Source organism: Bradyrhizobium sp. IC4059, from assembly GCF_020193615.1.
Lineage (GTDB): Bacteria > Pseudomonadota > Alphaproteobacteria > Rhizobiales > Xanthobacteraceae > Bradyrhizobium > Bradyrhizobium yuanmingense.
Map to the genome: position 1 here is coordinate 69395 of NZ_JADYVH010000007.1, position 22789 is coordinate 92183.

Below are 22789 nucleotides of genomic sequence, written 5' to 3' on the forward strand. Positions count from 1 at the left end.
GCGGCGTCGGAGCATGGTCCGGAAAAGTGTGTAGCGGTTTTCCGAAAAGATCATGCTCAAAAGAATAACCTAAAGCGCGATGACGATCCCAATCGCATCGCGCTTTAGTCCGCCACGATCTTGACGCGGTCGCGCACCTTCACCTGCGCGGTGCGATCGAGGCCGTTCAGTACGCGGAAGCGCTCGGCGGGATGGTCGACGCCGGCCATGCGGTGGGAGAGCGACTCCACGGTATCGCCGGGCTGCACAGTGATGACCTTGATGCGCAGCGGGCGCGCGGCCTGGATTTCCTCCAGCGTCAGCCGCCGGAACGAGTTGACGGTCTCGCGCGCATTCCGCTCGCTCTCGGTTGATTTCTGCCGTGCCGCGAAGATGAAGCGATAGACGTCGCTGCCGAAGCGCAGCGCATAGACCTTGAACTGCCACTGGTCGCCCTTGGCGGTGGCGGACGCCGCTGGAAAACCGTTGACGGTGAGATCCTCGGTCGAAGCCTTCTCGACGCCTTCCATCCAGCCGGAATTGAGGTAGTCGCCGAGCGACTGTTCGGCCGGCACGCGCACGACGTCGAAGCGCATCGCCTGCGCGCCGCCCTCGCGGACGCCGATCACGGCCTGCGCGGTGTTGTCGAGCGTGAAATTGTCCGGCGCCTGGAAGGTGAAGCCGAGCTTCGGATGCAGGAAGCGCCGGCCGCGGACAAAACCTTCGCTCGGGTCTTCGCCATAGACGAGATTGTCGATCGCGGCGAGATAGCTTTCGCGATCGCGCTCGGCGCCTTCAGGCGCGGTGTATTGGCGGGCAATGTTCTGCGCGTTCTGGACGCGTTCCGGAGTTGCCGGATGCGACGAGGTGAAATCCTGCGCGCGCGGATCGAGCGAGCTCTTGCCGGCCTTCAGCTCGGCATTTCGCTCCATCGCGGACAGGAAGCGCGCCGCGCCGTACGGGTCGAAATGCGCCTTGGCGGAGATGCCGACGCCGATGCCGTCGGCCTCGAACTCCTGCTTGCGCGAGAAGCTCGCCATGGTGAGCTTGGTCTTGGCCAGCGCCAGCGCGGTGAGGTCGGGATCGTTGCTCATGTCGGTGACAACGCGGGTGACGATCGCGGCCTGGCGGGCCTGGTCCTCGCGCATCGCCGCGTGCTTGGACAGCACATGCGCCATCTCGTGGCTGAGCACGGAGGACAATTCGGAGGTGTCGCTGGCGAGCGCGAGCAGGCCGCGCGTGACATAGAGCTGGCCGTTGGGCAGCGCGAAGGCGTTCACCGCCCCGGAATTGAGGATGGTGACCTTGTAGCCCTGGTCGGGCCGCTCGGAGGCCGCGACCAGCCGGTCGACGGTCTTGCTGACGAGCGCCTCGAGCTTGGGATCGTCATAGGTCCCGCCATAGCTCGCCAGGATGCGCTCGTGCTCCTTCTCGGTGGCCGGGGTTTGGGCGACGGCGGGCTTCGGCTTCGGCATCGCGACGGCTGCCGGGGTCGCCGCAGTCTGGAACCGGCCCATATCGCCGCAGCCAGCGAGAAGTCCGCCCAGCGCAAGGCAAAGCGCGGCCGGCGCAGCCCGCAGGCGGCGGCAATCGCCCAGTCCGTGCCGTTCTAGCACCCCATTCACGTCGTTTAACCCGTGCCCGGCCTGTCTTAAGGCCTTACCCCTGTCGGCTCGTTTGCGCCCAGCAACTCGATCTGCCCCACGAGGCGTACATCGATGCGTGGCCCCGTATTCCCCTCAACCCAGCCCCGAACGCGAATACGCCGATTCTCCAGGGACTTAAGGGCCATACCAGCGCTTTCGAACGCCGCTAGCGTGCGCTTTGAAATAGTCACGGCAAAGCCGCGTGTCCAGTTTCGTCCGAAGTTGAGGTAGGTCGTTGCCCCAGCTTGCCGGACCGACAGGACTTTGCCTTCGACCACCGTAAAGCGCCCGATCTCCGCCAAAATATCGTCCGGACTTTCCGCGTTTTTTATGGCCGACGGGTCAGCCCAGCTGCCCATTTTTTGGCGCCGCGCCGCAGCTTCGGACGCCATCAGGGCGGCCGCGCAGTCCTTGTCCAGGATCTCGGCGGAGGCGATGGCATCGCCCCGAGCGAGCAGCATGGCCTGCACCGAGATGTCGCCTTCGCCGATGAAGACAAGCGCACTCTGGCGGCCGTAGCGATCAGGCGTGTCGTCAGCGCTCCGCAGCATCACGTCGTGGCCGGCGAGCAGCGAGGTCAGCGCCTGCTTCGTGGTCGCGGTCGGCGCGATGCCGCTGAGGCGGATCTCGCGCCCGTCATCGAGCCGCACGCTGCGCGCATCGACGATGGCAGCGACGCGGCCTTCGCCTTGGGACTCGAACTGGCAGGGGCCCGCGAATGCCGAGCTACTTGCGACGAGAAGACATGCGACGATGAAGCGAAGCCGTTGCGTCACGTGATCCGGAGAGGTTGCATTGCGGCCGGACCTTAACTCATGCGTGGTGAGACGCGAAGGGGCTTTCTCAAACCCTTCATTGCGAGGAGCTCTTCGCGACGAAGCAATCCAGACTGTTTCCGCGGACGCATTTCTGGATTGCTTCGCGGAGCCTGTCATCCGGCCGCGCTTCGCGCGGACCCGTTGGCTCGCAATGACAATGCGGGGACAGCTTCCGTCCTCGCGGCATTCCGCTTTGCGGAAAGCGCGCATTGATCATTCATCTGCATCGCACCTGCGCTTGCTGCGCTCTTGCGCATGCGGCATGATTGCGGCAACAGCGAATAGCCAAGAGCAATAACCCAAGAGCAATAACCAAGCCGCCATCAGAGCACGGCGCGATAAGGGAGGTCGTTTTCGATGAAGACTATTTTGTCCGGCATTTTTGCCGCCGCGTTTGCCCTCAATGCGAGCGCCGCACAGGCTCAGGACAAGCCGCCGCTGAAGATCGGCGGCATCCTCGACATGTCGAGCCTTTATGCAGATATCACCGGCTCCGGCAGCGAGACTGCGGCGAAGATGGCGGTCGAGGATTTCGGCGGCGAGGTGCTGGGACGCAAGATCCAGGTGCTGGCGGCCGACCATCTCAACAAGGCCGATCTCTCCGCCAACATTGCCCGCGACATGCTCGATAATCAGGGCGTCGAGATGATCTACGACGTCGCGGCCTCCGCGACCGCGCTTGCCGCCGGCGAGATCGCGAAAGCGCGCAACAAGATCATCATGTTCAACGGGCCGGGCTCGATCCGTCTCAGCAACGAGGCCTGCGGTCCCTACACCATCCACTACGTGTTCGACACCTACGGCCAGGCCAACGTGACCGGTCTTGCGGCGGTGAAGTCGGGTCTCGACAGCTGGTTCTTCCTCACTGCCGACTACGCCTTCGGCCAGGATCTGGAGAAGGACACCAGCGCGGTCGTGACCAAGACCGGCGGCAAGGTGCTCGGCGCCGTCCGCCACCCGCTCAACACGTCGGATTTCTCGTCCTTCCTGCTCCAGGCCCAGGCCACCAAGGCCAAGGTGATCGGGCTCGCGAATGCCGGCGGCGACACCATCAACGCCATCAAGCAGGCGGCGGAGTTCGGCATCACCAAGGGCGGCCAGAAGGTCTCGCCGCTGCTCGCGTTCGTCACCGATATCGACTCGATCGGGCTCGAGACCGCGCAGGGGCTGCTGCTCGCGGAAGCGTTCTACTGGGACCTCAACGACGACACGCGTGCCTTCTCGAAGCGCTTCATGGAGCGCACCAAGCGCGTGCCGACCTCGGCACAAGCCGGCGTCTATTCCTCCGTCACCCATTATCTGAAAGCTGTGAAGGCAGCCGGCACGACCGACGCGGCGGCGGTGATCAAGCTGATGAAGGAGACGCCGATCAACGACTTCTTCGCCAAGAACGGCAAGATCCGCGAGGACGGCCGCATGATCCACGACATGTACCTGTTCGAGGTGAAGAAGCCGTCGGAGTCCAAGGGGCGCTGGGACGATTACAAGCTGCTCGCCACCGTCCCCGGCAACGAGGCGTTCCAGTCATTGGAGCTGTCGCGCTGCCCGCTGGTGAAGAAGTGACGGCGTGACGTAAGGCACGCCGTCATCCCGGGGCGCGCCAAACAATAGGTCGTCATCCCGGGGCTCGCGAAAGCGAGAGCCCGGGATCCATTGGGCGGCATTGACGGTTGAGAGATGGATTCCGGGTTCGCGACTTCGTCGCGCCCCGGAATGACAAAGTGAGAGAGTGGCACCACAGAATGAGGCCAACATCCATGAACGACATGGTCTTGCAAAAGCTCGAAGGCGGGCTGCTCATCATCACGATGAATCGGCCCGAGCGGAAGAACGCGCTCAATCCCGAGATGGTCGCCGGGCTGGTCGAGGCGGCACGGCGCGCGGCTGATGATCCCGAGGTGCGGGCGGTGCTGTTCAAGGGCGCCGGCGGCTCGTTCTGCGTCGGCGGCGACGTCAAGTCGATGGCGCAGGGGCGCGCGCCGCTGCCGTTCGAGCAGAAGCTCGCAAATCTGCGCCGCGGCATGGAGGTCTCGCGCATCCTGCATCAGATGCCAAAGCCCGTGGTGGCCCAGCTCGATGGCGCGGCGGCTGGCGCCGGCCTGTCCATGGCGCTGTCCTGCGACCTGCGCATCGCCTCCGAATCCTGCAAGATCACCACCGCCTTCGCCAAGGTCGGGTTCTCCGGTGATTACGGCGGCACCTATTTCCTGACCCAGCTGCTCGGCAGTGCGCGGGCGCGCGAGCTCTATCTGATGTCGCCGGTGCTCACCGCGAAGGAGGCACATGCGATCGGCATGGTGACGAAGGTCGTGCCCGACGCCGAGATCGACGCGGCCGCGCACGAGCTCGCGCTGTCGCTGGCGCAAGGGCCGTCGATCGCGCTCGGCTTCATCAAGCGCAACATCAACAACGCCGAGCACCTGGCGCTGGAGGATTGCTTCGACGGCGAGGCGATCCATCACACCCGTTGCGGCGACACCGAGGATCACAAGGAGGCGGCCAAGGCCTTCGTCGAGAAGCGCAAGCCGACCTTTAGGGGCGCATGACCATGGCGCCCTATATCCGGCTGCGTCAGATCTGCCTGGTCGCGCCGCAGCTCGAGCCCGTCATCACGGATATCGGTCGGATCATGGGCCTCGCCGTCTGCTATCGCGACGGCAATGTCGCCCAATACGGCCTCGAGAACGCGCTGCTCCCGGTCGACACGATCCTGCTGGAGGTGGTCGCGCCGTTCAAGGACGGCACCACGGCCGGTCGCTTCATCGAGAAGACCGGCGGCCGCGGCGGTTACATGGCGATCTTCTGCTGCGACGACCCGGACGAGCGCGGCCGCAACGCCAATGCGCTCGGCGTGCGCACCGCCAATGTCATCGACCACGCGCCGTATCACGGCGTCCAGCTCCACCCCCGCGACTGCCGCGCCGCCTTCATCGAGTTCAATCACACCGAAGGCAGCGACGACATCCTCGGGCCGTATCCTCCGGCGGGACCGGACTGGCAGAAATTCATTCGCAAGGATGTGACCGAGGCGCTGACGGCGGTGGAGATGCAGAGCCCGGATCCGCAAGGGCTGGCCGAGCACTGGGGCAGGATCATCGGAATTGCGCCTGAAGGCGCCGAACTGAAGCTACCCAACGCGACCTTCCGCTTCGTCAAGGGCGCCAGCGAGATCATGAGCGCGCTGGAGTTTCGGGTGGCTGACGTGGCGCAGGTGCTGCATACAGCCAAGGCCAAGGGGCTCGCGGTTGCGGGCAACGAGTTTCTGCTGGGCGGAGTGAAGTTCCGCGTGAGTTGATCGGGCAAACCCTCTCCCCCTGTGGGAGAGGGTGGCTCGCCGCGAGCGGCGAGACGGGTGAGGGGTCTCTCTCCGCGAGCGAATCACTTGCGTTTGAATGCGCTGAAGCAACCCCTCATCCGGCGCTTCGCGCCACCTTCTCCCACAAGGGGAGAAGGAAGAAAGAAGCGATCGCTTTGTAATAAACTACCTTCCCTTGAAATTCGCCACCCGCCGCTCTTCCGTGGCCTTCACGCCTTCCTTGAAATCGTCCGTCGCGCGCAGCCGCGTCTGCTCGGCGAGCTCGTGGTTGGTCGCGGCCATCACGCGGTCGGCAAGGCCATTGCGCATCGTGGCGCGGGTGGAGAGCAGGCCGAGCGGGGAGCATTCGGCGATCTCGCCGGCGAGCTTCATCGCGGCCACCTTGACCTGGTCCTGCGGCACCAGCTCGTTGGCGAGGCCCCATTTGTAGGCTTCCTCGCCCGTGACGCGGCGGCTGGTATAGAACATCAGTTCGGCGTTGTTCTTGCCGATCAGCTCCGGCAGCGTCACGGTCAGGCCGAAGCCGGGGTGGAAGCCGAGCTTGGTGAAGTTTGCGGAGAAGCGCGCTTCGGGACAGGTGACGCGGAAATCGGCCGACACGGCAAGCCCGAGTCCGCCACCGATGGCCGCGCCCTGCACGGCGGCAACGATCGGCTTCTTGGCGCGGAAGATGCGCACGGCCTGGATGTAGAGATGATTGATCGGGCCGAGACTGTCGGCCGGATCGCCCTTTTTCTCGGCCTCGCGCGCCTCCTGGGCCTGCCGCGCCGGATCGCCGAAATTGGCGCCGGCGCAGAACGCCTTGCCCTGCGCGGAGAGCACGGAGGCACGGATCTCGATGTCGCGGTCGAACTCGTCGAGCGCGTCCGCGATCTGGTTGATCAGCGAGATATCGAAGAAGTTGAGCGGCGGACGGCGGATCTCGATGCTGCCGACATGCCCGACCTTCTCGACGCCGATATCTTGATAGGTGCTCATGATGATCCTCGATTGACTTAACGCAAACCCAATCCGCGGGCGATGATACCGCGCAGCACCTCGGTGGTGCCGCCCTGGATGGTGAGTTTCGGCGCGGTCTTGATCGCGAAGTCGAGCTGCCGCTCCAAGGTCTCGCGGTTGCTCGCGGTCTCCTCGACGAAGGCGGCGAGATCGCGCACGCGATGCGGCAGCTGCTGCTCCCAGACCGTGCCGATGTCCTTGACGATGGATGCCTCCACCACCGGCTCCTTGCCGGCTTCGAGCATGCCGGCCACCGAGACCGACATCCGCCGCATGGTGTGGAGCTGCGCGACCAGGCGGCCGATGCCCTCGGCGCTGCGCGTATCGGGATTGGGACCGACAGCGCGGACCAGCTCGGTGAGGACGTAATAGGTCTCGAGGAAACGCTCAGGGCCCGAGCGTTCATAGGCGAGCTCGCTCGTCGCCTGTTTCCAGGCGCCGTCGACCTCGCCGAGCACATGGTCATCGGGAATGAAGTGATCGGTGAAGACCACCTCGTTGAATTCATACTGGCCGGTGATCTGGCCGATTGGGTTCACCTTGATGCCCGGCTGTTTCATCTTGACCAGGAACTGGGTCAGGCCGTGGCGGCGGTTCTCCTTGGTCGGCGGCGAGGTCCGGAAGATCGCGATCATGTAGTCGGCGATATGCGCCGACGAGGTCCAGATCTTGGTGCCGTTGATGAGATAGCCGCCGTCGGTCTTGGTCGCGCGCGTCTTCGCCGCGAACAAATCGGAGCCCGAGTTCGGCTCGCTCATGCCGATGGCAAAGCAGATCTCGCCGCGGCAGATCCTCGGCAGGATCTCCATCTTGATGTGCTCGGGCGCGTATTTCAAAAGCACCGGCCCGCTCTGGCGGTCGGCGACGAAGAAGCGCCGCGTCGGCGCATTGGCGACGCGCATCTCCTCGGTCACCACGTAGCGCTCGAGGAAGGAGCGTTCCTGGCCGCCATACTTTTTCGGCCAGGTCATGCCGAGCCAGCCCTTGGCGCCGACCCGGCGGGAAAATTCCGGCGCGTCGGTGTCCTCGCGATTGGGCTTGTGCGGATCGAAAGTGCCGGCGGCGATCTCCTCGGCGAGAAAGGCGCGGACTTCCTTGCGCAATTGCTCGCATTTCTCCGGCAGGCGGATCGGATCGAAACGGAGGGCAGCAGTCATTGTGTCTCTCTCCCGGATCAGCGCGATGCCACGAGCGGCCACAATTCGTCGGCGCCGCGGTTTGCGACGAGCTTGCCGAGCTCGACGGCCCAGTAGCTTTCCGAGCCAAAATCGTCGCGCCAGGCCAGCGCGCGCAGCGAATAGCGGTGCAGGATGTGCTCCATGGTGAAGCCGATCGCGCCATGGACCTGATGCGCGATGCCGCCGCCCTTCTCGGCAGCTTCCGCGCAGCGGATCTTTGCGGAGGCGGCTTCGAGATAGATCTCGTCGTTGAACGATCTTGCATTGGCGATGGCGTCGGCGGCGGACGTCGCCGCCGCAAGCGCCGCGGCGGATTCGCCGGCGAGGCGCGCGAGATTGTGCTGCACGGCCTGGAATTTCGAGATCTTCTTCTCGAAGGCGACACGCTCGTTGGAATAGCGCACGGAGATGTCGAGCATGGATTCCAGCGCGCCGGCGATCTGGAGGCTGCGCGCGACGCCGCCCATCAGCATCAGATGGGTCTGCTCAAAGCCCTTCGGCGCGGGCTTGATGGCGACGGGCTGGACCTTGTCGAGCGTGACGGTATCGCTGTGGTCGTAGCCGACATTGAGCCCGGCCTCGATCCGCGCCTTGGCCGCGTCGATCAGCGCGATGGAAGCACCATCCTTGCCGTGCGCCAGCACGGCAAAATGCTTCGCCGTCTTGGCAAAGGGCACGCCGCGCGCGCGGCCGGAGAGCGCACCGTCGGCATCGAGGGTGATGCGGTCCTTCGGGGACGCCGGCACGACCGTCATCTCGCCATCGGGTGATGTGATCTTGGCCTGTGCCAGCAGCCATCCCGCCAGCATGGTCTCGGCCAGCGGCACCGCGACTGCGAAACGGCCGGCGGCGTTCATCAGCGCAAAGCCGTCGGCGAGGCTCGCACCCGAGCCGCCGAGATCATCCGGCACCCAGGACAGCGGCAGGCCGGCTTCGCTCAACGCCTGCCACAGCGGCGCCTGCCAGGAATTGTTCTTGTCGTTGTTGATGGTTTGCGGATCGGCGAGATCGGCGAAGATCTTCTCCGCGGTCTCGACGACGATATTGTCACTCTCCGCCACAGCGTTCCCCGTATCTTGCCATTGGCGCGTCCGGTCTGATCGGCCAGTGCGCAGTCTCTTCTTGCGCCCGATGATCGGAAAAAGCCATGGCCCTGACAAGCGTTGATCGCAGGTCCATCTGCGGCGTGGGCATGGGGCCAGGCTTCAGGAAACGCTAATTCCGCTTAGCGGAGTTTGCTCGATTTGCAGGGCGCGGCAAACTCGCTAAACAGGACGCCACACCAGATACAGGGGAAGGAAATCCGGATGGCAAAAGACGGCTTGTGCGCAATCGTGACGGGGTCCGCATCCGGGCTGGGTGCAGCGACTGCGGAGATTCTCGCCCGCAGCGGGGCGCGGCTCGTCATCAACTATTCGTCGAGCCAGAAGGAAGCCGAGGCGACGGCCGAGACCTGCCGCAAGGCCGGCGCCGCGGAGGTTTTGGTCGCACAGGGCGACGTCTCCAAGGATGAGGATTGTCGCAAGATCGTCGCAGCAGCCAGCGGCTGGGGCCGGCTCGACATCCTCGTCAACAATGCCGGCACCACCAAGCATGTGGCTCACGCCGATCTCGACGGTCTGTCGGCGGAAGATTTCCAGCGGGTCTATGGCGTCAACACCATCGGCCCGTTCCAGATGGTGCGCGCGGCGCGCAGCCTGCTCGAAGCCGCCGCCAAGGCTTCGGGGCGGCCATCTGCGGTCGTGAACGTCTCCTCGGTAGCCGGCATCAGCGGCGTCGGCTCGTCGATTGCGTACGCCGCGAGCAAGGGTGCGCTCAACACCATGACGCTGTCGCTGTCGCGCGCGCTGGCGCCGCTGATCCGCGTCAACACGGTCTGCCCTGGCTATATCGACACGCCCTGGTTCACCAAGGGCCGCGGCGAGGCGCAGGCCAAGCAGGTGCGCGACAGCGTCGTGGCGAAAGTGCCGCTGAAGGTCGCATCATCCGCGGAGGACATCGCCCAGCTCGTCTGCTTCCTGGCGACGCCGGCCTCCAGCAACATGACCGGCGAGGTCGTGCGCATGGATGCGGGGATGCATTTGATTGCGTGAGACCCGATACGCCCTCTCCGCGTCATGGCCGGGCTTGACCCGGCCATCCACGTGAGGCCGCTCGGGTCGAAGGACGTGGATGCCCGGGTCAAGCCCGGGCATGACGATGAGGAGGTGGCGTGCTCTCGTCGTTACCGCTTCTAAGCGCTACCCCTTGATCACGCCGCTCGCTACCAGCCGATTCCAGATGAACAGCACCACCACCGCGCCGATGGTCGCGGTGATGAAGCCGGCGCCCTGGTCGGGGCTGTAATGGCCGATGGCCTGGCCGATCCAGGTGGCCAGAAACGCGCCGGCAATGCCGAGGATGGTGGTGAGGATGAAGCCGCTCGGATTGTTCGGCCCCGGCGACAGCCAGCGCGCGATGAGGCCGGCAATGAAGCCGACCAGGATGATCCAAAACAGGCCGCCCATGCTCATGACAGTGCTCCCCTCTCTTTGAACCGATCAGACCCGATCCGAGAGTTCATTCTCGGTCGGCAGCCGTCCGTCCGGCGTCAAATGGTCGACCACCTGCGGCAGATACTGGCTGAGGCCGGAGAGCAGCTCTTCGCGCGACAGGCCGCTCTGGGCGGACAGGCTATCGATCTGGTCGGCGCCGAGCGCGCTGGCGAGATCGCCCGGCGCGATTGGCTTGTTCTCGCCCTTGCCGACCCAGGAATTGGCGGCATCACCGTGTCCGCTCTGCTGGAGCTGGTTGAGGAGATCGCCAAGCCCGCCGCTCAGAATGCTGCCGGCCGCACCGCCGGCGAGCAGGCCGCCGAGGCCGCCCTTGAGCATGTCGTTCAGACCGCCGCCCCGACCTACGTTCACCGGCGGAGGCGCGGGTGTCGGCAACGGTTGGGGCGCTGAGCCGGACTGGTTGCCGGTGAAATGCTTGAATGCCTTCCAGGCGAGCAGGCCGAGCAGCGCCATGGTCATCGGCGACATGCCGCCGGAGGATTTCTCGGAGCTCGGTGTGCTCTGGCCGCGCGGGCCGTTCTGCATGCCGTTGAGGACGTCGAGTAGACCCATGGTGCTCTCCTTTGGCGTCTCGTTCGGCGAGCGCTCGCCGCTGACTGCCCCCGGGGCGAGAAGATATGGGGCACTCATGACCGTTACAAGTCGGATGCGCCGCGATTGGTTGTCGGGCTCGGCTCTGCTATCGAAGGCCGGTCATTCAGGGAGTGAGCTCGGTGATTGCGGATCGACCGATCGTTGTGGCCGGCGCCGGCGCCATCGGCTGTTTCGTCGGCGGCATGCTGGCCGCCAGCGGCCGCCGCGTCGCGCTCCTGGTGCGGCCGCGGGTAAAGACCGAGATCGAGCGGTTCGGCTTGCTTCTGACTGATTTGGACGGCTCCGAGAACAAGCTCGGCGCGGGTCAACTGGCGCTGTCGGAGGATCCCTCGATCTTCCACAACGCCGGCATCGTGCTGGTGACGGTGAAAAGCGCCGATACCGCTGCTGTCGCCGAGCAGATCGCGCAGCATGCGCCTGAGGATGCCGTCATCGTCTCGCTTCAGAACGGCGTCGGCAATGTCGCTGCGCTGCGCGAGCGGCTGGGCGGCCGCCGCGTGCTGGCCGGCATGGTGCCGTTCAACGTGATCGCGATGGGCGAGGGCCGCTTCCACCGCTCGACCTCCGGCGACATTCATGTTGGCGAGGATGCGGAGAACACGGCCGGGAAGCTCTCGGTCGCCGGCCTCACGATGCGCGCGAGCAGCGACATCACGGGCGTGCAATGGGGCAAGCTGATCATCAACCTGAACAACGCGCTCAGCGCGCTGTCGGACATGCCGCTTGCCGCGCAACTGGCCAGCCGCGACTGGCGCAGGCTGTTCGCCGACCAGATGGCCGAAGGGCTGGCCGTGCTGAAGGCCGCCCACATCGTGCCGGTGTCGTCGACGCCGATCCCGATGAGCTGGTCTCCAACCCTGCTGCGGCTGCCGGATGCGATCTTCGGTGCAATCCTGGGCCGGACCATGAAGATCGATCCCGAGGCGCGCTCCTCGATGTGGCAGGATCTGAAGCAGGGCCGCAAGACCGAGATCGACTATCTGCAAGGCGCGGTGATCGCGCTCGCCGAGCGGAACCATGTCGCCGTGCCGCTGATGCGCCGCATTGTTGCGCTGATCAAGGAAGCCGAGGCGGCCGGCAACGGTCCGCTCCGTATGACGCCGCAGCAGATTCGGGGGTAGCGCCCGAAAGGAGGAGCGCGATGAAACGTGGTCTTGTGATCGGGCTCGCGCTGACCGCCTTCTGCGGCACATCGACGCTCGCCTATGCGAGGCCGCCGACGGTGATGAACTCACCTGGATATGACAGGCGATTGCAGGAGAGCCGGTCGCAGTTGGGTGCTTCGCCGATGGTGACGGAGCCGGCGACTGCGCCGTTGGTGAAACCGAAGCAGGGCAAGAAGAAGCGCACGAACTGAGGGTGGGAGCTGATCTCCATCCAACTCGTCCTTGCGAGCCACCGGGTCGGCGCAAAGCGCCGCCCGATGACAGGCTCCGCGAAGCAATCCAGAATCCCACCGCGGAAAGACCCTGGATTGCTTCGTCGCAAGGGCTCCTCGCAATGACGGTTATGGATGCAACTCACCCCTTCTTCGCGGGCTTGCTCGGGGTCGGGTTGAACAGCTTCTTCAGGTCGTTCAAGCTCTCCGACAGCCGCGGCCATTCGCAGGAGAACGAGCCCTTGGCGCAAGGTGCAGCCTTCGGCTTCGCGCCCGCGGCTTGCTGCACCTTCGGCCGCTCGACCGGCACCGGCACGCGCGCGACTTCGGTCCGCAGCGCGACCTGCTGCAGCTGCTGCAACTGCTGCTCCTGCTGTTCGCGCTGCTGCCGGGCGATAGCCTGGGCCGCTTCGTTGCTGCGGCGCTGGTTGGCGAGATAGGCCGTATAGGCTTCGTCGATCTTCTTCTGCTCCTCCGGCGTCGGATTGGGACCGGCGATATCGAAGGTGCGATCCTGGAGGAAATCGTAATAGGAATAGCCGCCGCCCGGCTTGCGGCGGCCGGCGAACTTGGCGTTGCAATCGGCAAGGGCGGCCGTCTTCTCCGCTTTGGTTGCGGCCTTCTCGGCGGCGTCGGCGCATTCCTCGAAATCAACCGGAGCGCGCTTCCACCATTGCGCCTCGGCATGCCCGTGCGTCAGCAGGAACAAACCTGCTGTACCTACGGCGAGCAGCGCCGCACGACGCGATGTAACGACCGACGACATTCTACGAGAGCATTCCTTGCGCAACTCAACCCGAACTGAGTCGAGCCGGATTTTTGCCCCTTTATTGCCGGCTTGTCACCCATGGAACCCAGGAAATTCAGGGCTGCGATGCTGACATTTTGTGCTTGACGTGGCGCGAGAGTCACAGCGCCCTGACCGCAGGCTGGTACACTCGTGCCGCGAGCGCCTCACTCCTGCGGCGACGCCAAGAAGACGAAATGGAAACGCCTGATGTTGCTGCCGCTCTCAGATGTGCCGCGCTGGTACGCGGAACGCAAACCACACGGCACGATTGCGATCCGTCACGGGCAGGACACGCTGACCTGGGACGAGCTCGAGCGCGGCGCCAACCGCCGCGCGCGGGCATTCATGGCCAAGGGCGTCAAGCCCGGGGATTTCGTCGCGATCGGATTGCCGAACGGCAACGCGTTCTTCGAGACCTCCTTTGCGGTGTGGAAATGCGGCGCGACGCCGACCTCGCTGTCGTGGCGGCTGCCGCGCGGCGAAGCCGCCGCCGTGCTCGACATTCTCAAGCCTGCGCTGGTGGTCGGCGGCGAGGCCGACTGGAATGCGCCCAACCGGTTGGCCGCCGACTTCGTGCCGGAAGGATTCTCGGATGGGCCGCTGGCGCCGCCGGTGGCGCGATACTGGAAGGCGATGACCTCAGGCGGCTCGACCGGCCGACCCAAAGTGATCCTCGATCACCAGCCGGCCGTGACCGATACCGCGGCTGCGCCGCCGCTCAATATTCCATTCGGCGTATCGCTGCTCAATCCCGGTCCGCTCTACCACAACGCGCCGTTCATCGTGTCGCATTACGCGCTGTTCGTCGGCGGCAAGCTCACGGGGCTGACCAAGTTCGACGCCGAGGAGACGCTGCGGCAGATCGAACGCGAGCGCGTGCAATGGGTCAATTTCGTGCCGACCATGATGCACCGGATCTGGGCGCTGTCTGCGAGCGTGCGCAACTCTTACGATCTGTCGAGCCTGCAGACGGTCTTCCACATGGCTGCGCCGATGCCGCCGTGGCTAAAGGAGAACTGGATCGGCTGGCTCGGACCCGAGCGGATTTGGGAGCTCTATGGTGGCACCGAGCGGCAGGGCGCCTGCATCATCTCCGGCACTGAATGGCTGACGCACAAGGGCTCGGTTGGCAAGATCGGCGACATGGCGAAGCTTCGCATCGTCGGCGAGGACGGCAAGGACGTTGCGCCCGGCGAGACCGGCGAGATCTATTTCCTCAACAATGACGGCAAGGACGCCACCTACCATTATCTCGGCGCCGAGCCGAAGCGCCGCGCCGACGGCTGGGAATCGCTCGGCGATATCGGCCGGCTGGACGCCGAAGGTTATCTCTATCTCGGCGACCGCCTCGCCGACATGGTGCTGCGCGGCGGCGCCAACATCTATCCGGCCGAGGTCGAGGCCGCGGTGTCCGAGGCTCCCGGTGTGCGCTCCTGCGTCGTGGTGGGCCTGCCCGATCCGGAATTGGGCCAGCGTGTGCATGCCATCATCGAGCCGGAGCCCGATGCGGACGGGCAGGCCATTGCCGACGGCATGGCGGATTTCCTCAAGGACCGGCTCAGCCGCTATAAGCATCCCGAAAGCTTCGAATTCGTCAGCGCCCCGCCGCGCGACGATTCCGGAAAAGTTCGGCGCACCCTGTTGCGCGATGAGCGTGCGACGTGGATGAAGGAGGGGCGCGCGTTCCGGATCTTGCCTTCGAAGGCGCGGGCGCATGTCGAATGAGACAAGCAAGGAAGGACTGACATGACGATCACCATCGTAGCGAGCAGCGTGCCGAAGCCGCCGGCAAATATCATCGAAGGTTTCAGGGACGCGCCGACCTCGGTGATCTCGGACAATCTCGCCCGGCTGCCCGGCGCAGTGGGGCTGAGGCCCTATCACCGCGGCGGCAAGCTGGTGGGCACGGCCTTCACCGTGCGCACCCGTCCCGGCGACAATCTCGCGATCCACCGCGCGCTGGATCTGGTCGGGCCCGGCGACGTCATCGTGGTCGACGGCGGCGGCGACGAGACGCGCGCGCTGATCGGCGAGATCATGAAGAACATCGCGCAATGGCGCAAAGCCGAAGGCTACGTAATCGACGGCGCGATCCGCGACGTCGCAGCATTCGCGGCCGATGACTTCCCCTGCTACGCCCGCGCAGTGATCCATCGCGGTCCCTATAAGAACGGCCCCGGCGAGATCAACGTGCCGGTGACGATCGGCGGCAGCGTGATTGCGCCCGGCGACATCGTCGTCGGCGACGAGGACGGCGTGGTGTCGTTTCCCGCTGCCGGCGCGGCCGCCCTGTTGGAAGCGGTGCGTGTCCAGGTCGCGCGCGAGGAGGAGACGCTGAAGGCGATCCGCGAGGGCCGTTACCAGGGCGCCTACGGCAAGTCCTGATCAGAGGAGCGTGAAGGGAGGATGGCGTGAGCCAGAAGGAAGAATTTCACAATCTCGATGATGCCAGCGACGGACTCTTCCGCGAGCTTGCCGCCGGCGTGACCACGCGCATCTTCTCCGGCGAGCAGGCGATGCTGTCGGTGGTGACGCTGGCCCCGCATGCGCAAGGCACGCTGCATCATCACCCCGAGGAGCAGTGGGGCGTGCTGCTCGACGGCTCCGCCATCCGCGTCCAGGGCGAGGAGGAAATCCCGGTGAAGAAAGGCGATTTCTGGCGCACGCCCGGGAACGTGCCGCACACCATGCGCGCCGGCCCGGACGGCGCCCGCGTGCTGGACATCTTCAGTCCGCCTCGGCCAGAATACAGAAAAGCAGGATCAGGCTTCGGCACGACCTAGCGCTCAAAAGCAAAAAAGCAAAGCGCTACACATAAAGGGAGGGGACCATGACGATCACACGACGGGCGCTGCTGGCCGCGCCGGCTATTCTCGCATTGACGCCGGCGATGGCGCAGGCCGGCAAAATCACGCTGGTGGTGCCGTTCCCGCCGGGCGGATCGACCGACGCCATGGCGCGGCTGCTGCAGACGAACCTGCAGACCAAGCTTGGTCGCATCGTGGTGGTCGAGAACAAGTCGGGCGCGGCCGGTGCGCTCGGCGCTGCGCAGGTCGCCAAGAGTCCGGCCGACGGCTCGACCTTCCTGGTCACCTTCGATTCCCACGCGGTGATCCCGTCGATTCTCGACAAGCCGCCGGTCGATGTCGAGCGCGAGCTGATGCCGGTGCTGCTGATCGGCACCGCGCCTTACGTGATCGCGGCCGGCGCCGGCCGCCCCTACAAGAGCTTCGCCGACGTGGTCGCCGCCTGCAAGGCAAGCCCCGGCGCGGTGAAATACGCCTCGGTCGGCATCGGCACGCTCGGCCATCTCGCCATGACCGTGCTCGGCAGCAAGGCCGGCGTCGAGATCATGCACGTGCCCTATCGCGGCGGCGGGCCGGCCATGAACGACGTGCTCGGCGGCCACGTCGATCTCATCGCGGGATCGGCGGCGCTGGTCGCCGCCCAGCTCGGCACCAATATGCTGCGTCCGATCCTGCAGCTCGGCCGCGAGCGGCTGCCGGCCCTGCCTGATACTCAGACCGCGATCGAGGCCGGCTTCCCGGACTTCGAGACGCTGGCCTGGTGGGGCATCTTCGCGCCCACGGGCACGCCGCCGGACGTCGTCGCGGCCTTCGCGGCGGCGTCCAAGGAGATCCTGAGCGAGCCCGCGACCGCCGCCCAGCTGAAGGAGACGCAACACATGACGCTGCTGCTCCAGGACGGCGCCGCCTTCAAGACCTTCTTCGACAAGCAGGTCGCCACTTGGGGCAAGGTCGTGAAGGACAACAATATCAAGGCGTGAGGCCCCGTCATGCCCGACGAAGGGGACGTGCGAAACTGAGCTCATGGCCATCGGGGTCGGTGAGATGGAAGTAGCGCTCGCCCCATTCGGCGTCGCGCGGCGTGGTTGACGGCTGCCATCCGGCGGCGCGCGCCTGCTCATAGGTTGCGTCGACATCGGCGACATGGAAGATGACGCGGCCCCACCAGGACCAGCGCTTGTCGTCCGGCTGTGCCGTCAGGTTGAGATAACCGGGGCCGACGCGAAAGCTCGTGAATGCGGCGGCTTCGCCACCATACAAGAGCTCGAACCCCAGCGACCGGTAGAAGTGCACGGCGCGCCCCATGTCATGCGTGCCGAGCGTGATGGCGCTGATGCTTTCGATCATGTGAGCTGCTCCGTTGGGAGGGGCCTGGAAGTATAGCCGCCCCGTTCAGGTTGATGAGATCTCGCCCGCTTGACGGCTGGCGAACCGCATTTTGCTCTGCTATGAGGGGGCCGAGCCCGCACCCACGGGTTCCGCGGTCCCGTAGCTCAGCCGGATAGAGCGGCGGTTTCCTAAACCGTAGGTCGGAAGTTCGAGTCTTCCCGGGATCGCCATTTTCCGCGCGTTTGCGCCGCGCCAAGGGCACGCAACGCCGGTATTCCGCCCAAGCGTTATTCCATCGTGACGTGTGCCGACAGCCGGCTAAAATACGGCGGGTGCAGGGGGCCTTGCATGGCGGACTCATGGTACTACGCTGAGGGCGGGCAGCGGCGCGGCCCGTTCTCGATTTCTGAACTCCTTCCGCTCCTCGCTAGTATCGCCGATCCTCGGCGTGTGCTGGTCTGGCGGCACGGCTTCGAGAATTGGAAGCCGGCCGGGGAGGTGCACGAGATCACGCAGCAGCTCCTTCAATCGACGCCGCCAAGCCCAGCATGGCCGCCAGTTGAGGTCATTCGCGAGGCGGCCGCTCCCGCAGAAGACGCCGCTTCATTCAAGGACGTCCAGCCAGAGATGACCGGCATCAGCGGCTGGCTCGGGCTTCTGGCGTTCGGCCAAATGATCGGCATCGTGCGCCTAGTCGTCAATACCGCGCAATATGTGCAGTCGATCTCCAGCGAGACCTGGGTGCAATTCTCAATCGTATTTTGGGGCGAGATTGCGATGAACGTCGCGCTGATCGGTCTCGCAATCTGGACGGCGGTGCTCCTGTTCATGCATTCCCGTAGATTTCCAGCGTTCTTCATTGTGCAGATGATCTGTGCGGTACTGATCCCGTTGATCGATCTGGTTTGGGTTGCATCGATCTTTTCCATCGGCTTGAACCGTCCGTTCGGTGATTTTTTCACTATCGAACCTCTTCAAGTCGCACGAATGGTCGTCGGTGCGATCAGTGCCGCGATTTGGATAACCTATGTCCTTCGCTCCCGTAGAGTCGCGAATACGTTCACGGAGTAAGCCGTCATGCATCTGGCGGCCCGCAAGCCGAGCGGACAGGATGCCCGCTGATTTGCTCGGCTGGTGCAAAAATTGCTAACAGAAGCGGCCGGGCCGGAAGGGGCACCTTCCAGCCCGGTCCATGCCTGTCCGTTGCCATACCCGGAGACCATGATGCCTTTTGACTTGATCCTTCGCGGCGGAAGGGTCATTGACCCCTCGCAGAAGCTCGATGCCGTGACGGATGTCGCATTTTCGAACGGCAAGGTTGCCGCTGTTGGCACTGGGCTCAAGGCGGATCCGGGCACCGATGTCCGCGACATCTCGCAGTTCATCGTGACGCCCGGACTCATCGATCTGCACACCCATGTCTATTGGGGCGGCACCTCGCTCGGCATTGATGCCGAGGAGTTCTGCCGCCTCTCCGGCGTCACCACGGCGGTCGATACCGGCAGCGCTGGCCCCGGCAATTTCGCCGGCTTCCGCAAGCATGTGATCGAGCCGAGCCAGGTCCGCATCCTCGCCTATTTGCACGTCTCGCATGCCGGCATCTTCGGCTTCTCGCACCGGATCATGGTCGGCGAGAGCGAGGAGCTGCGCCTGATGAATCCGATCGAGGCGGCCGAAGTGGCCGATGCCAACCGCGATCTCATCGTCGGCATCAAGGTGCGCGTGGGCCTGCATTCCTCGGGCACCTCGGGCGCGGTGCCGCTCGACATCGCGCTCGAGGTCGCGAACGAGGTCGGCATGCCGCTGATGGCGCACATCGATCATCCGCCCCCGAGCTATGAGGACGTGTTGGCGCGGCTGCGTCCCGGCGACGTGCTGACCCACGCGTTCCGCCCCTTCCCGAACACGCCGGCGACGGCGCAAGGCACCGTGAAGAAAGCGGTGCTGGAGGCGCGCGAGCGCGGCGTGCTGTTCGATATCGGCCACGGCAAGGGCTCGTTCGCGTTCAAGACCGCGCGCGCCATGTTGGCCAATGGTTTCCATCCGGACACGATTTCCTCGGACATCCATCAGCTCTGCATCGACGGACCGGCCTATGACCAGGTGACGACCATGTCGAAGTTCCTGTGCATGGGCATGGAGCTGCCGGATGTGATCGCGGCATCGACGGTGAATGCGGCGATGGCGCTGCGGCGTCCTGAGCTCGGCAGCCTCAAGCCGGGCAACGTCGGCGACGCCACGTTGATCTCGGTGCGGCAGGGCCAGTTCGACTATGAAGACGTCGTCGGCGAGCACCTGATCGGCGATCGCAAGATCGTGTCCGAAGGCGTCGTCATCGGCGGCCGCTGGTGGCATCCGAATTGAGCGGCGCGCGCGGATCGTGACCACGTGCTCGCATGACGCACTGATCAGTCGCGTCCCGCCTCCATGATCGCCTTGGCGAGCCGCGCCGGGTCCGAGAAGCACAGTTCGTGGCTTCCCGGCACCTGCACCAGGCGAAACAGGCCGAGCTTCTCCGACAGGCGCGGATGCCAGCCATGGCTGTGCGGCATCGCGGTATCCTCGGTGCAGTTGATGTAGGATTTGGCCAGCGGCATCTCGGCCGGATTGCTCTTGAGCGCGATCTTGTCGCTGAAGGTCGCCAGCGGATGCGGATTGAGCACGTCATAAGCGCGCTGCGCCGTCTCCAGATCGGCATCGTTGATGAAGGCCTCGCGCCAGATCGGGAAGGGCAGCACCACCGAGCCGTCGCCGCGCTCGGCCGCGATGGCGTCGAATAGTCCGACATAATGCGGCGGCACCATGTCGTTGAGGCATTCGCCGTCATTGGGCACGAAGGCATTCCAGTAGACCAGGCGGCGGATGCGCTCCGGCGCGAGGTCGGCAACGCCAGTGATGACCATGCCGCCATAGGAATGGCCGAGCAGGATGACGTCCTTCAGATTATTCTCGGCCAGGTAGTCCGCGATCGATTGGATCGCTTCCTTCAACCCGGTCGTCTTGGCATCGCCCGGACGGTTGCCCTTGATGGTGGGGGTATGGACCTGATGGCCGGCGGCGCGGATCGGCGCGGCGACCGGCTCGAGCTCGGCGCCTGTATGCCAGGCGCCATGGACGAGAACGTAGGTCGACATATTGTGGCTCCTCCCGAGGGTGTGGTTAGATCGGCGCAGCGTCGCCGCACGGCAAGTGTGGACCGGCGACCGATTTGCCGCTTGGCTGGAAGTGAACCGTATTGGTCTCGGAGTGAACCGATGCAGCAGATCGAACACGCCATGCCGTCGCGCCAATCGACCTGGGATACGGCGGGCGTCCGGTCGGCGGAGCAATTTGCGTATTATCGTGAGGCGATCTGCCAGGCCTTCATGAATCTGACGCCCGAGCCGGCGGCGGCACTCGGCTTTCCTGCCAGCGTCGAACACGTGCGTCTCGGCGGTGCCGCGATCAACCGCGTCAGCTTTCCGGAGCACGTGGTGCGGCGCTCCGCGGCCGACATCGCCGCCTCCGACCGCAGCTGCTTCTACCTCAACCTGAAGCTGGGCGGCCGCTGTCGGATTCAACAGGACGGCCGGGAGATCAGCCTCTCGCCCGGGCAGGTCGGAATCTTCGCCAGCGACCGCCAGTTCGCCCTCCTGCATGATCGTGGTCCGCAGTTGCAGGTCGCCTCGTTCTGGGTACCGTCAGAGGCGTTGCGGGAGCGGTTGCCGGCCTCGCTCGACGTCACCGCCGGCCGCGTCTCGGACGATCCTTTCGTCGGCCACCTCATCGCGGAGACGGCGCGCACGCTGACCGATGGGGCGCTGCGCATGACCGAGGACGCGGGCGAGCGCCTGTTCCGGGTGCTGATCGAGCTCGTTGCCGTCAGCCTGTCGCGGCAGAGCCGGGCAGGTACTGCGGAATCGGAAAGTCTCGTCGATGCAACCACGCTGGCGTTGAAGCGCGCCATTCACCGGCGGCTTCGTGAGCCAGGTCTTTCAGTTGCCAATGTCGCCGCCGCCGTCGGAATCAGCGAGCGCTACGTGCACAAGCTGCTGGCGCGATCGGGCTCCAGCTTCACCGACTACGTCATCGACCAACGCCTCGACGGCGCGGCCAGGGATCTCAGAAATCCCGCGATGGCGGAGCGCGCGATCGGCTTGATCGCCTTTGATTGGGGCTTCTCGGACCTGTCCCACTTCACCCGCCGCTTCAAGCAGCGCTTCGGCTGCCGACCGCGCGACTGGCGCGCGGGGTGATCGACAGCGACCTGATCTATAAGGATCTGGCGATCAACAGCTTCATGATCTCGTTGGTGCCGCCATAGATCTTCTGGATGCGGGAATCGATGAAGATGCGCGAGATCGGGTATTCCTGCATGTAGCCGTAGCCGCCGAATAGCTGCAGGCATTCGTCGGCGGTCTCGACCTGCTTCTCCGAGCACCAATATTTCGCCATCGAGGCCGTCACGGTGTCGAGGTCCTTGGCGATCAGGCGCTCGATGCACCAATCGACGAAGACGCGCGCGATCATCGCCTCGGTCTTGCGCTCGGCCAGCGTAAAGGCGGTGTTCTGGAAATCCATCAGCGGCTTGCCGAACGCCTTCCGCTCCTTGGTGTAGTCGGTGGTGAGCTTGACCGCGCGCTCCATCGAGGCGACGGCGCCGACCGCGAGCGCAAGGCGTTCCTGCGGCAATTGCTGCATCAACTGGACAAAACCCTGGCCCTCCTCCTTGCCGAGCAGGTTTTCCGGCGGCACGGTCACGTTGTCGAAAAACAGCTCCGAGGTGTCGGAGGCGTGCAGGCCGATCTTGTCGAGGTTGCGCCCGCGCTTGTAGCCGTCCGCGCCCGCGGTCTCGACCACGATCAGCGAAATGCCTTTGGCGCCTAGCTCGCCGGTGCGCGCGACCACGATGACGAGGTCGGCGGCCTGGCCGTTGGTGATGAACGTCTTCTGGCCGTTGATGACGTAGGAATTGCCCTGCTTCTTCGCCGTGGTCTTGACAGCTTGCAAGTCCGAGCCGGTGCCGGGCTCGGTCATGGCGATGGCGCCGACCATCTCGCCGGACGCCATCTTCGGCAGCCAGCGTTTCTTCTGCTCCTCCGAACCGTAATTGAGGATGTAATGCGCGACGATGGCGCTGTGCACGGAGACGCCGGTGGTCAGCTCCGGCACCGTACTTTCGAGATCGTCGAGCACGGCGGCGTCATAGGCGAAGGTCGCGCCCAGGCCGCCATATTCCTCCGGCACGCTCGCCAGCAGCGCGCCCATCTCGCCGAGCCCGCGCCAGGCGAAGCGGTCGACCATCTTCTGCTCGCGCCATTTCTCGGCATGCGGCGCCAGGTCCTTGGCGAGATATTTGCGGAACTGGTCGCGGAAGACGTCGAGCTCTTCGGTCATCCAGGACGATCGATAATGCATCAG

At 65.0% G+C, this 22789-nt stretch carries 24 protein-coding genes and 1 tRNA gene; 14 read left to right on the top strand and 11 right to left on the bottom strand.

The annotated features are described in order from the left end of the window. Positions 1 to 104 precede the first annotated feature (104 nt). A complete protein-coding gene (locus tag I6F12_RS22230) occupies positions 105 to 1496 on the bottom strand; it encodes a M48 family metalloprotease (protein ID WP_074448070.1) in 1392 nt (463 codons plus the stop codon). Between the two features lie 134 nt (positions 1497 to 1630). Beyond that, complete coding sequence (locus I6F12_RS22235) at positions 1631 to 2401, bottom strand: thermonuclease family protein (RefSeq protein ID WP_225113658.1); 771 nt, start codon at positions 2399 to 2401, stop codon at positions 1631 to 1633. A gap of 399 nt (positions 2402 to 2800) precedes the next feature. Between I6F12_RS22235 and I6F12_RS22240 the strand changes: the two genes are divergently transcribed. The 3 genes from I6F12_RS22240 (at position 2801) to I6F12_RS22250 (ending at position 5738) form a co-directional block, all read left to right on the top strand. Then, entirely contained in the window at positions 2801 to 4006 is a 1206-nt protein-coding gene (locus tag I6F12_RS22240; protein ID WP_225157218.1) for an ABC transporter substrate-binding protein, read from the top strand. Between the two features lie 194 nt (positions 4007 to 4200). Continuing rightward, on the top strand, positions 4201 to 4989 hold the full coding sequence (locus I6F12_RS22245) for an enoyl-CoA hydratase (protein WP_225157219.1): 789 nt from the start codon (positions 4201 to 4203) through the stop codon (positions 4987 to 4989). Between the two features lie 2 nt (positions 4990 to 4991). After that, positions 4992 to 5738, top strand: a complete 747-nt coding sequence (locus tag I6F12_RS22250; RefSeq protein ID WP_225157220.1) for a hypothetical protein — start codon at positions 4992 to 4994, stop codon at positions 5736 to 5738. Positions 5739 to 5924: 186 nt separating this feature from the next. Here I6F12_RS22250 and I6F12_RS22255 read toward each other — a convergent pair whose 3' ends face one another. Genes I6F12_RS22255 through I6F12_RS22265 form a run of 3 tightly spaced genes read right to left on the bottom strand, consistent with a single transcriptional unit; the run spans position 5925 to position 8997 of the window. After that, positions 5925 to 6737: an enoyl-CoA hydratase/isomerase family protein gene (locus I6F12_RS22255; RefSeq protein WP_036026314.1), complete on the bottom strand. Its 813-nt coding sequence runs from the start codon at positions 6735 to 6737 to the stop codon at positions 5925 to 5927. Positions 6738 to 6754: 17 nt separating this feature from the next. Further along, the gene (locus I6F12_RS22260; protein WP_057027444.1) at positions 6755 to 7915 is read right to left on the bottom strand and encodes an acyl-CoA dehydrogenase family protein; all 1161 of its coding nucleotides are present in this window, start codon (positions 7913 to 7915) and stop codon (positions 6755 to 6757) included. Positions 7916 to 7932: 17 nt separating this feature from the next. Then, positions 7933 to 8997, bottom strand: coding sequence for an acyl-CoA dehydrogenase family protein (locus I6F12_RS22265; RefSeq protein ID WP_225113660.1), 1065 nt, complete (start codon positions 8995 to 8997; stop codon positions 7933 to 7935). Between the two features lie 246 nt (positions 8998 to 9243). Here I6F12_RS22265 and I6F12_RS22270 point away from each other — a divergent pair, with 246 nt between their 5' ends. Then, on the top strand, positions 9244 to 10029 hold the full coding sequence (locus I6F12_RS22270; protein WP_036026320.1) for an SDR family oxidoreductase: 786 nt from the start codon (positions 9244 to 9246) through the stop codon (positions 10027 to 10029). A 147-nt stretch (positions 10030 to 10176) separates the two neighbouring features. Here I6F12_RS22270 and I6F12_RS22275 read toward each other — a convergent pair whose 3' ends face one another. Continuing rightward, positions 10177 to 10443 carry a GlsB/YeaQ/YmgE family stress response membrane protein gene (locus I6F12_RS22275; RefSeq protein ID WP_036014563.1) on the bottom strand — a complete coding sequence of 89 codons (267 nt, stop codon included), beginning with the start codon at positions 10441 to 10443 and terminating at the stop codon, positions 10177 to 10179. Between the two features lie 33 nt (positions 10444 to 10476). Then, positions 10477 to 11043: a YidB family protein gene (locus I6F12_RS22280; RefSeq protein WP_036026322.1), complete on the bottom strand. Its 567-nt coding sequence runs from the start codon at positions 11041 to 11043 to the stop codon at positions 10477 to 10479. A 161-nt stretch (positions 11044 to 11204) separates the two neighbouring features. On the opposite strand from I6F12_RS22280, the gene I6F12_RS22285 reads away from it, so the two are divergent. Both I6F12_RS22285 and I6F12_RS22290 read left to right on the top strand, forming a co-directional pair. Beyond that, complete coding sequence (locus I6F12_RS22285; protein WP_225113662.1) at positions 11205 to 12206, top strand: 2-dehydropantoate 2-reductase; 1002 nt, start codon at positions 11205 to 11207, stop codon at positions 12204 to 12206. A 20-nt stretch (positions 12207 to 12226) separates the two neighbouring features. Continuing rightward, entirely contained in the window at positions 12227 to 12442 is a 216-nt protein-coding gene (locus I6F12_RS22290; protein ID WP_225113663.1) for a hypothetical protein, read from the top strand. Between the two features lie 163 nt (positions 12443 to 12605). On the opposite strand, the gene I6F12_RS22295 is transcribed toward I6F12_RS22290, so the two are convergent. Next, the gene (locus I6F12_RS22295; protein ID WP_057027447.1) at positions 12606 to 13229 is read right to left on the bottom strand and encodes a hypothetical protein; all 624 of its coding nucleotides are present in this window, start codon (positions 13227 to 13229) and stop codon (positions 12606 to 12608) included. Between the two features lie 231 nt (positions 13230 to 13460). On the opposite strand from I6F12_RS22295, the gene I6F12_RS22300 reads away from it, so the two are divergent. From I6F12_RS22300 to I6F12_RS22315, 4 genes are read left to right on the top strand one after another with little or no spacing between them, the layout of a single operon-like run. Next, positions 13461 to 14978, top strand: coding sequence for an AMP-binding protein (locus I6F12_RS22300; RefSeq protein WP_225157221.1), 1518 nt, complete (start codon positions 13461 to 13463; stop codon positions 14976 to 14978). Between the two features lie 21 nt (positions 14979 to 14999). Continuing rightward, positions 15000 to 15638 (top strand): RraA family protein, encoded by a 639-nt coding sequence (locus I6F12_RS22305; RefSeq protein ID WP_036026331.1) that lies wholly within the window; start codon positions 15000 to 15002, stop codon positions 15636 to 15638. Positions 15639 to 15664: 26 nt separating this feature from the next. Next, complete coding sequence (locus tag I6F12_RS22310; RefSeq protein WP_036014542.1) at positions 15665 to 16036, top strand: dimethylsulfonioproprionate lyase family protein; 372 nt, start codon at positions 15665 to 15667, stop codon at positions 16034 to 16036. Positions 16037 to 16083: 47 nt separating this feature from the next. Continuing rightward, positions 16084 to 17040 (top strand): tripartite tricarboxylate transporter substrate-binding protein, encoded by a 957-nt coding sequence (locus tag I6F12_RS22315; protein ID WP_074448067.1) that lies wholly within the window; start codon positions 16084 to 16086, stop codon positions 17038 to 17040. A 7-nt stretch (positions 17041 to 17047) separates the two neighbouring features. Here the strand turns inward: I6F12_RS22315 and I6F12_RS22320 are convergent, their stop codons facing one another. Next, positions 17048 to 17407: a VOC family protein gene (locus I6F12_RS22320; protein WP_036014526.1), complete on the bottom strand. Its 360-nt coding sequence runs from the start codon at positions 17405 to 17407 to the stop codon at positions 17048 to 17050. Positions 17408 to 17542: 135 nt separating this feature from the next. On the opposite strand from I6F12_RS22320, the gene I6F12_RS22325 reads away from it, so the two are divergent. The 3 genes from I6F12_RS22325 to I6F12_RS22335 all read left to right on the top strand — a co-directional run bounded on the left by I6F12_RS22325 (position 17543) and on the right by I6F12_RS22335 (position 19753). Beyond that, positions 17543 to 17619 (top strand) — tRNA-Arg (locus I6F12_RS22325). Between the two features lie 118 nt (positions 17620 to 17737). Beyond that, on the top strand, positions 17738 to 18460 hold the full coding sequence (locus I6F12_RS22330) for a DUF2569 family protein (protein WP_225157222.1): 723 nt from the start codon (positions 17738 to 17740) through the stop codon (positions 18458 to 18460). Between the two features lie 153 nt (positions 18461 to 18613). Then, a complete protein-coding gene (locus tag I6F12_RS22335) occupies positions 18614 to 19753 on the top strand; it encodes an amidohydrolase/deacetylase family metallohydrolase (RefSeq protein WP_225157369.1) in 1140 nt (379 codons plus the stop codon). 44 nt (positions 19754 to 19797) lie between these two features. On the opposite strand, the gene I6F12_RS22340 is transcribed toward I6F12_RS22335, so the two are convergent. Then, entirely contained in the window at positions 19798 to 20523 is a 726-nt protein-coding gene (locus tag I6F12_RS22340; protein WP_109141713.1) for an alpha/beta hydrolase, read from the bottom strand. 120 nt (positions 20524 to 20643) lie between these two features. On the opposite strand from I6F12_RS22340, the gene I6F12_RS22345 reads away from it, so the two are divergent. Then, positions 20644 to 21624, top strand: coding sequence for a helix-turn-helix domain-containing protein (locus I6F12_RS22345; protein WP_225157223.1), 981 nt, complete (start codon positions 20644 to 20646; stop codon positions 21622 to 21624). Between the two features lie 16 nt (positions 21625 to 21640). On the opposite strand, the gene I6F12_RS22350 is transcribed toward I6F12_RS22345, so the two are convergent. Further along, positions 21641 to 22786: an acyl-CoA dehydrogenase family protein gene (locus I6F12_RS22350; RefSeq protein WP_036014520.1), complete on the bottom strand. Its 1146-nt coding sequence runs from the start codon at positions 22784 to 22786 to the stop codon at positions 21641 to 21643. Between the last annotated feature and the right edge of the window lie 3 nt (positions 22787 to 22789).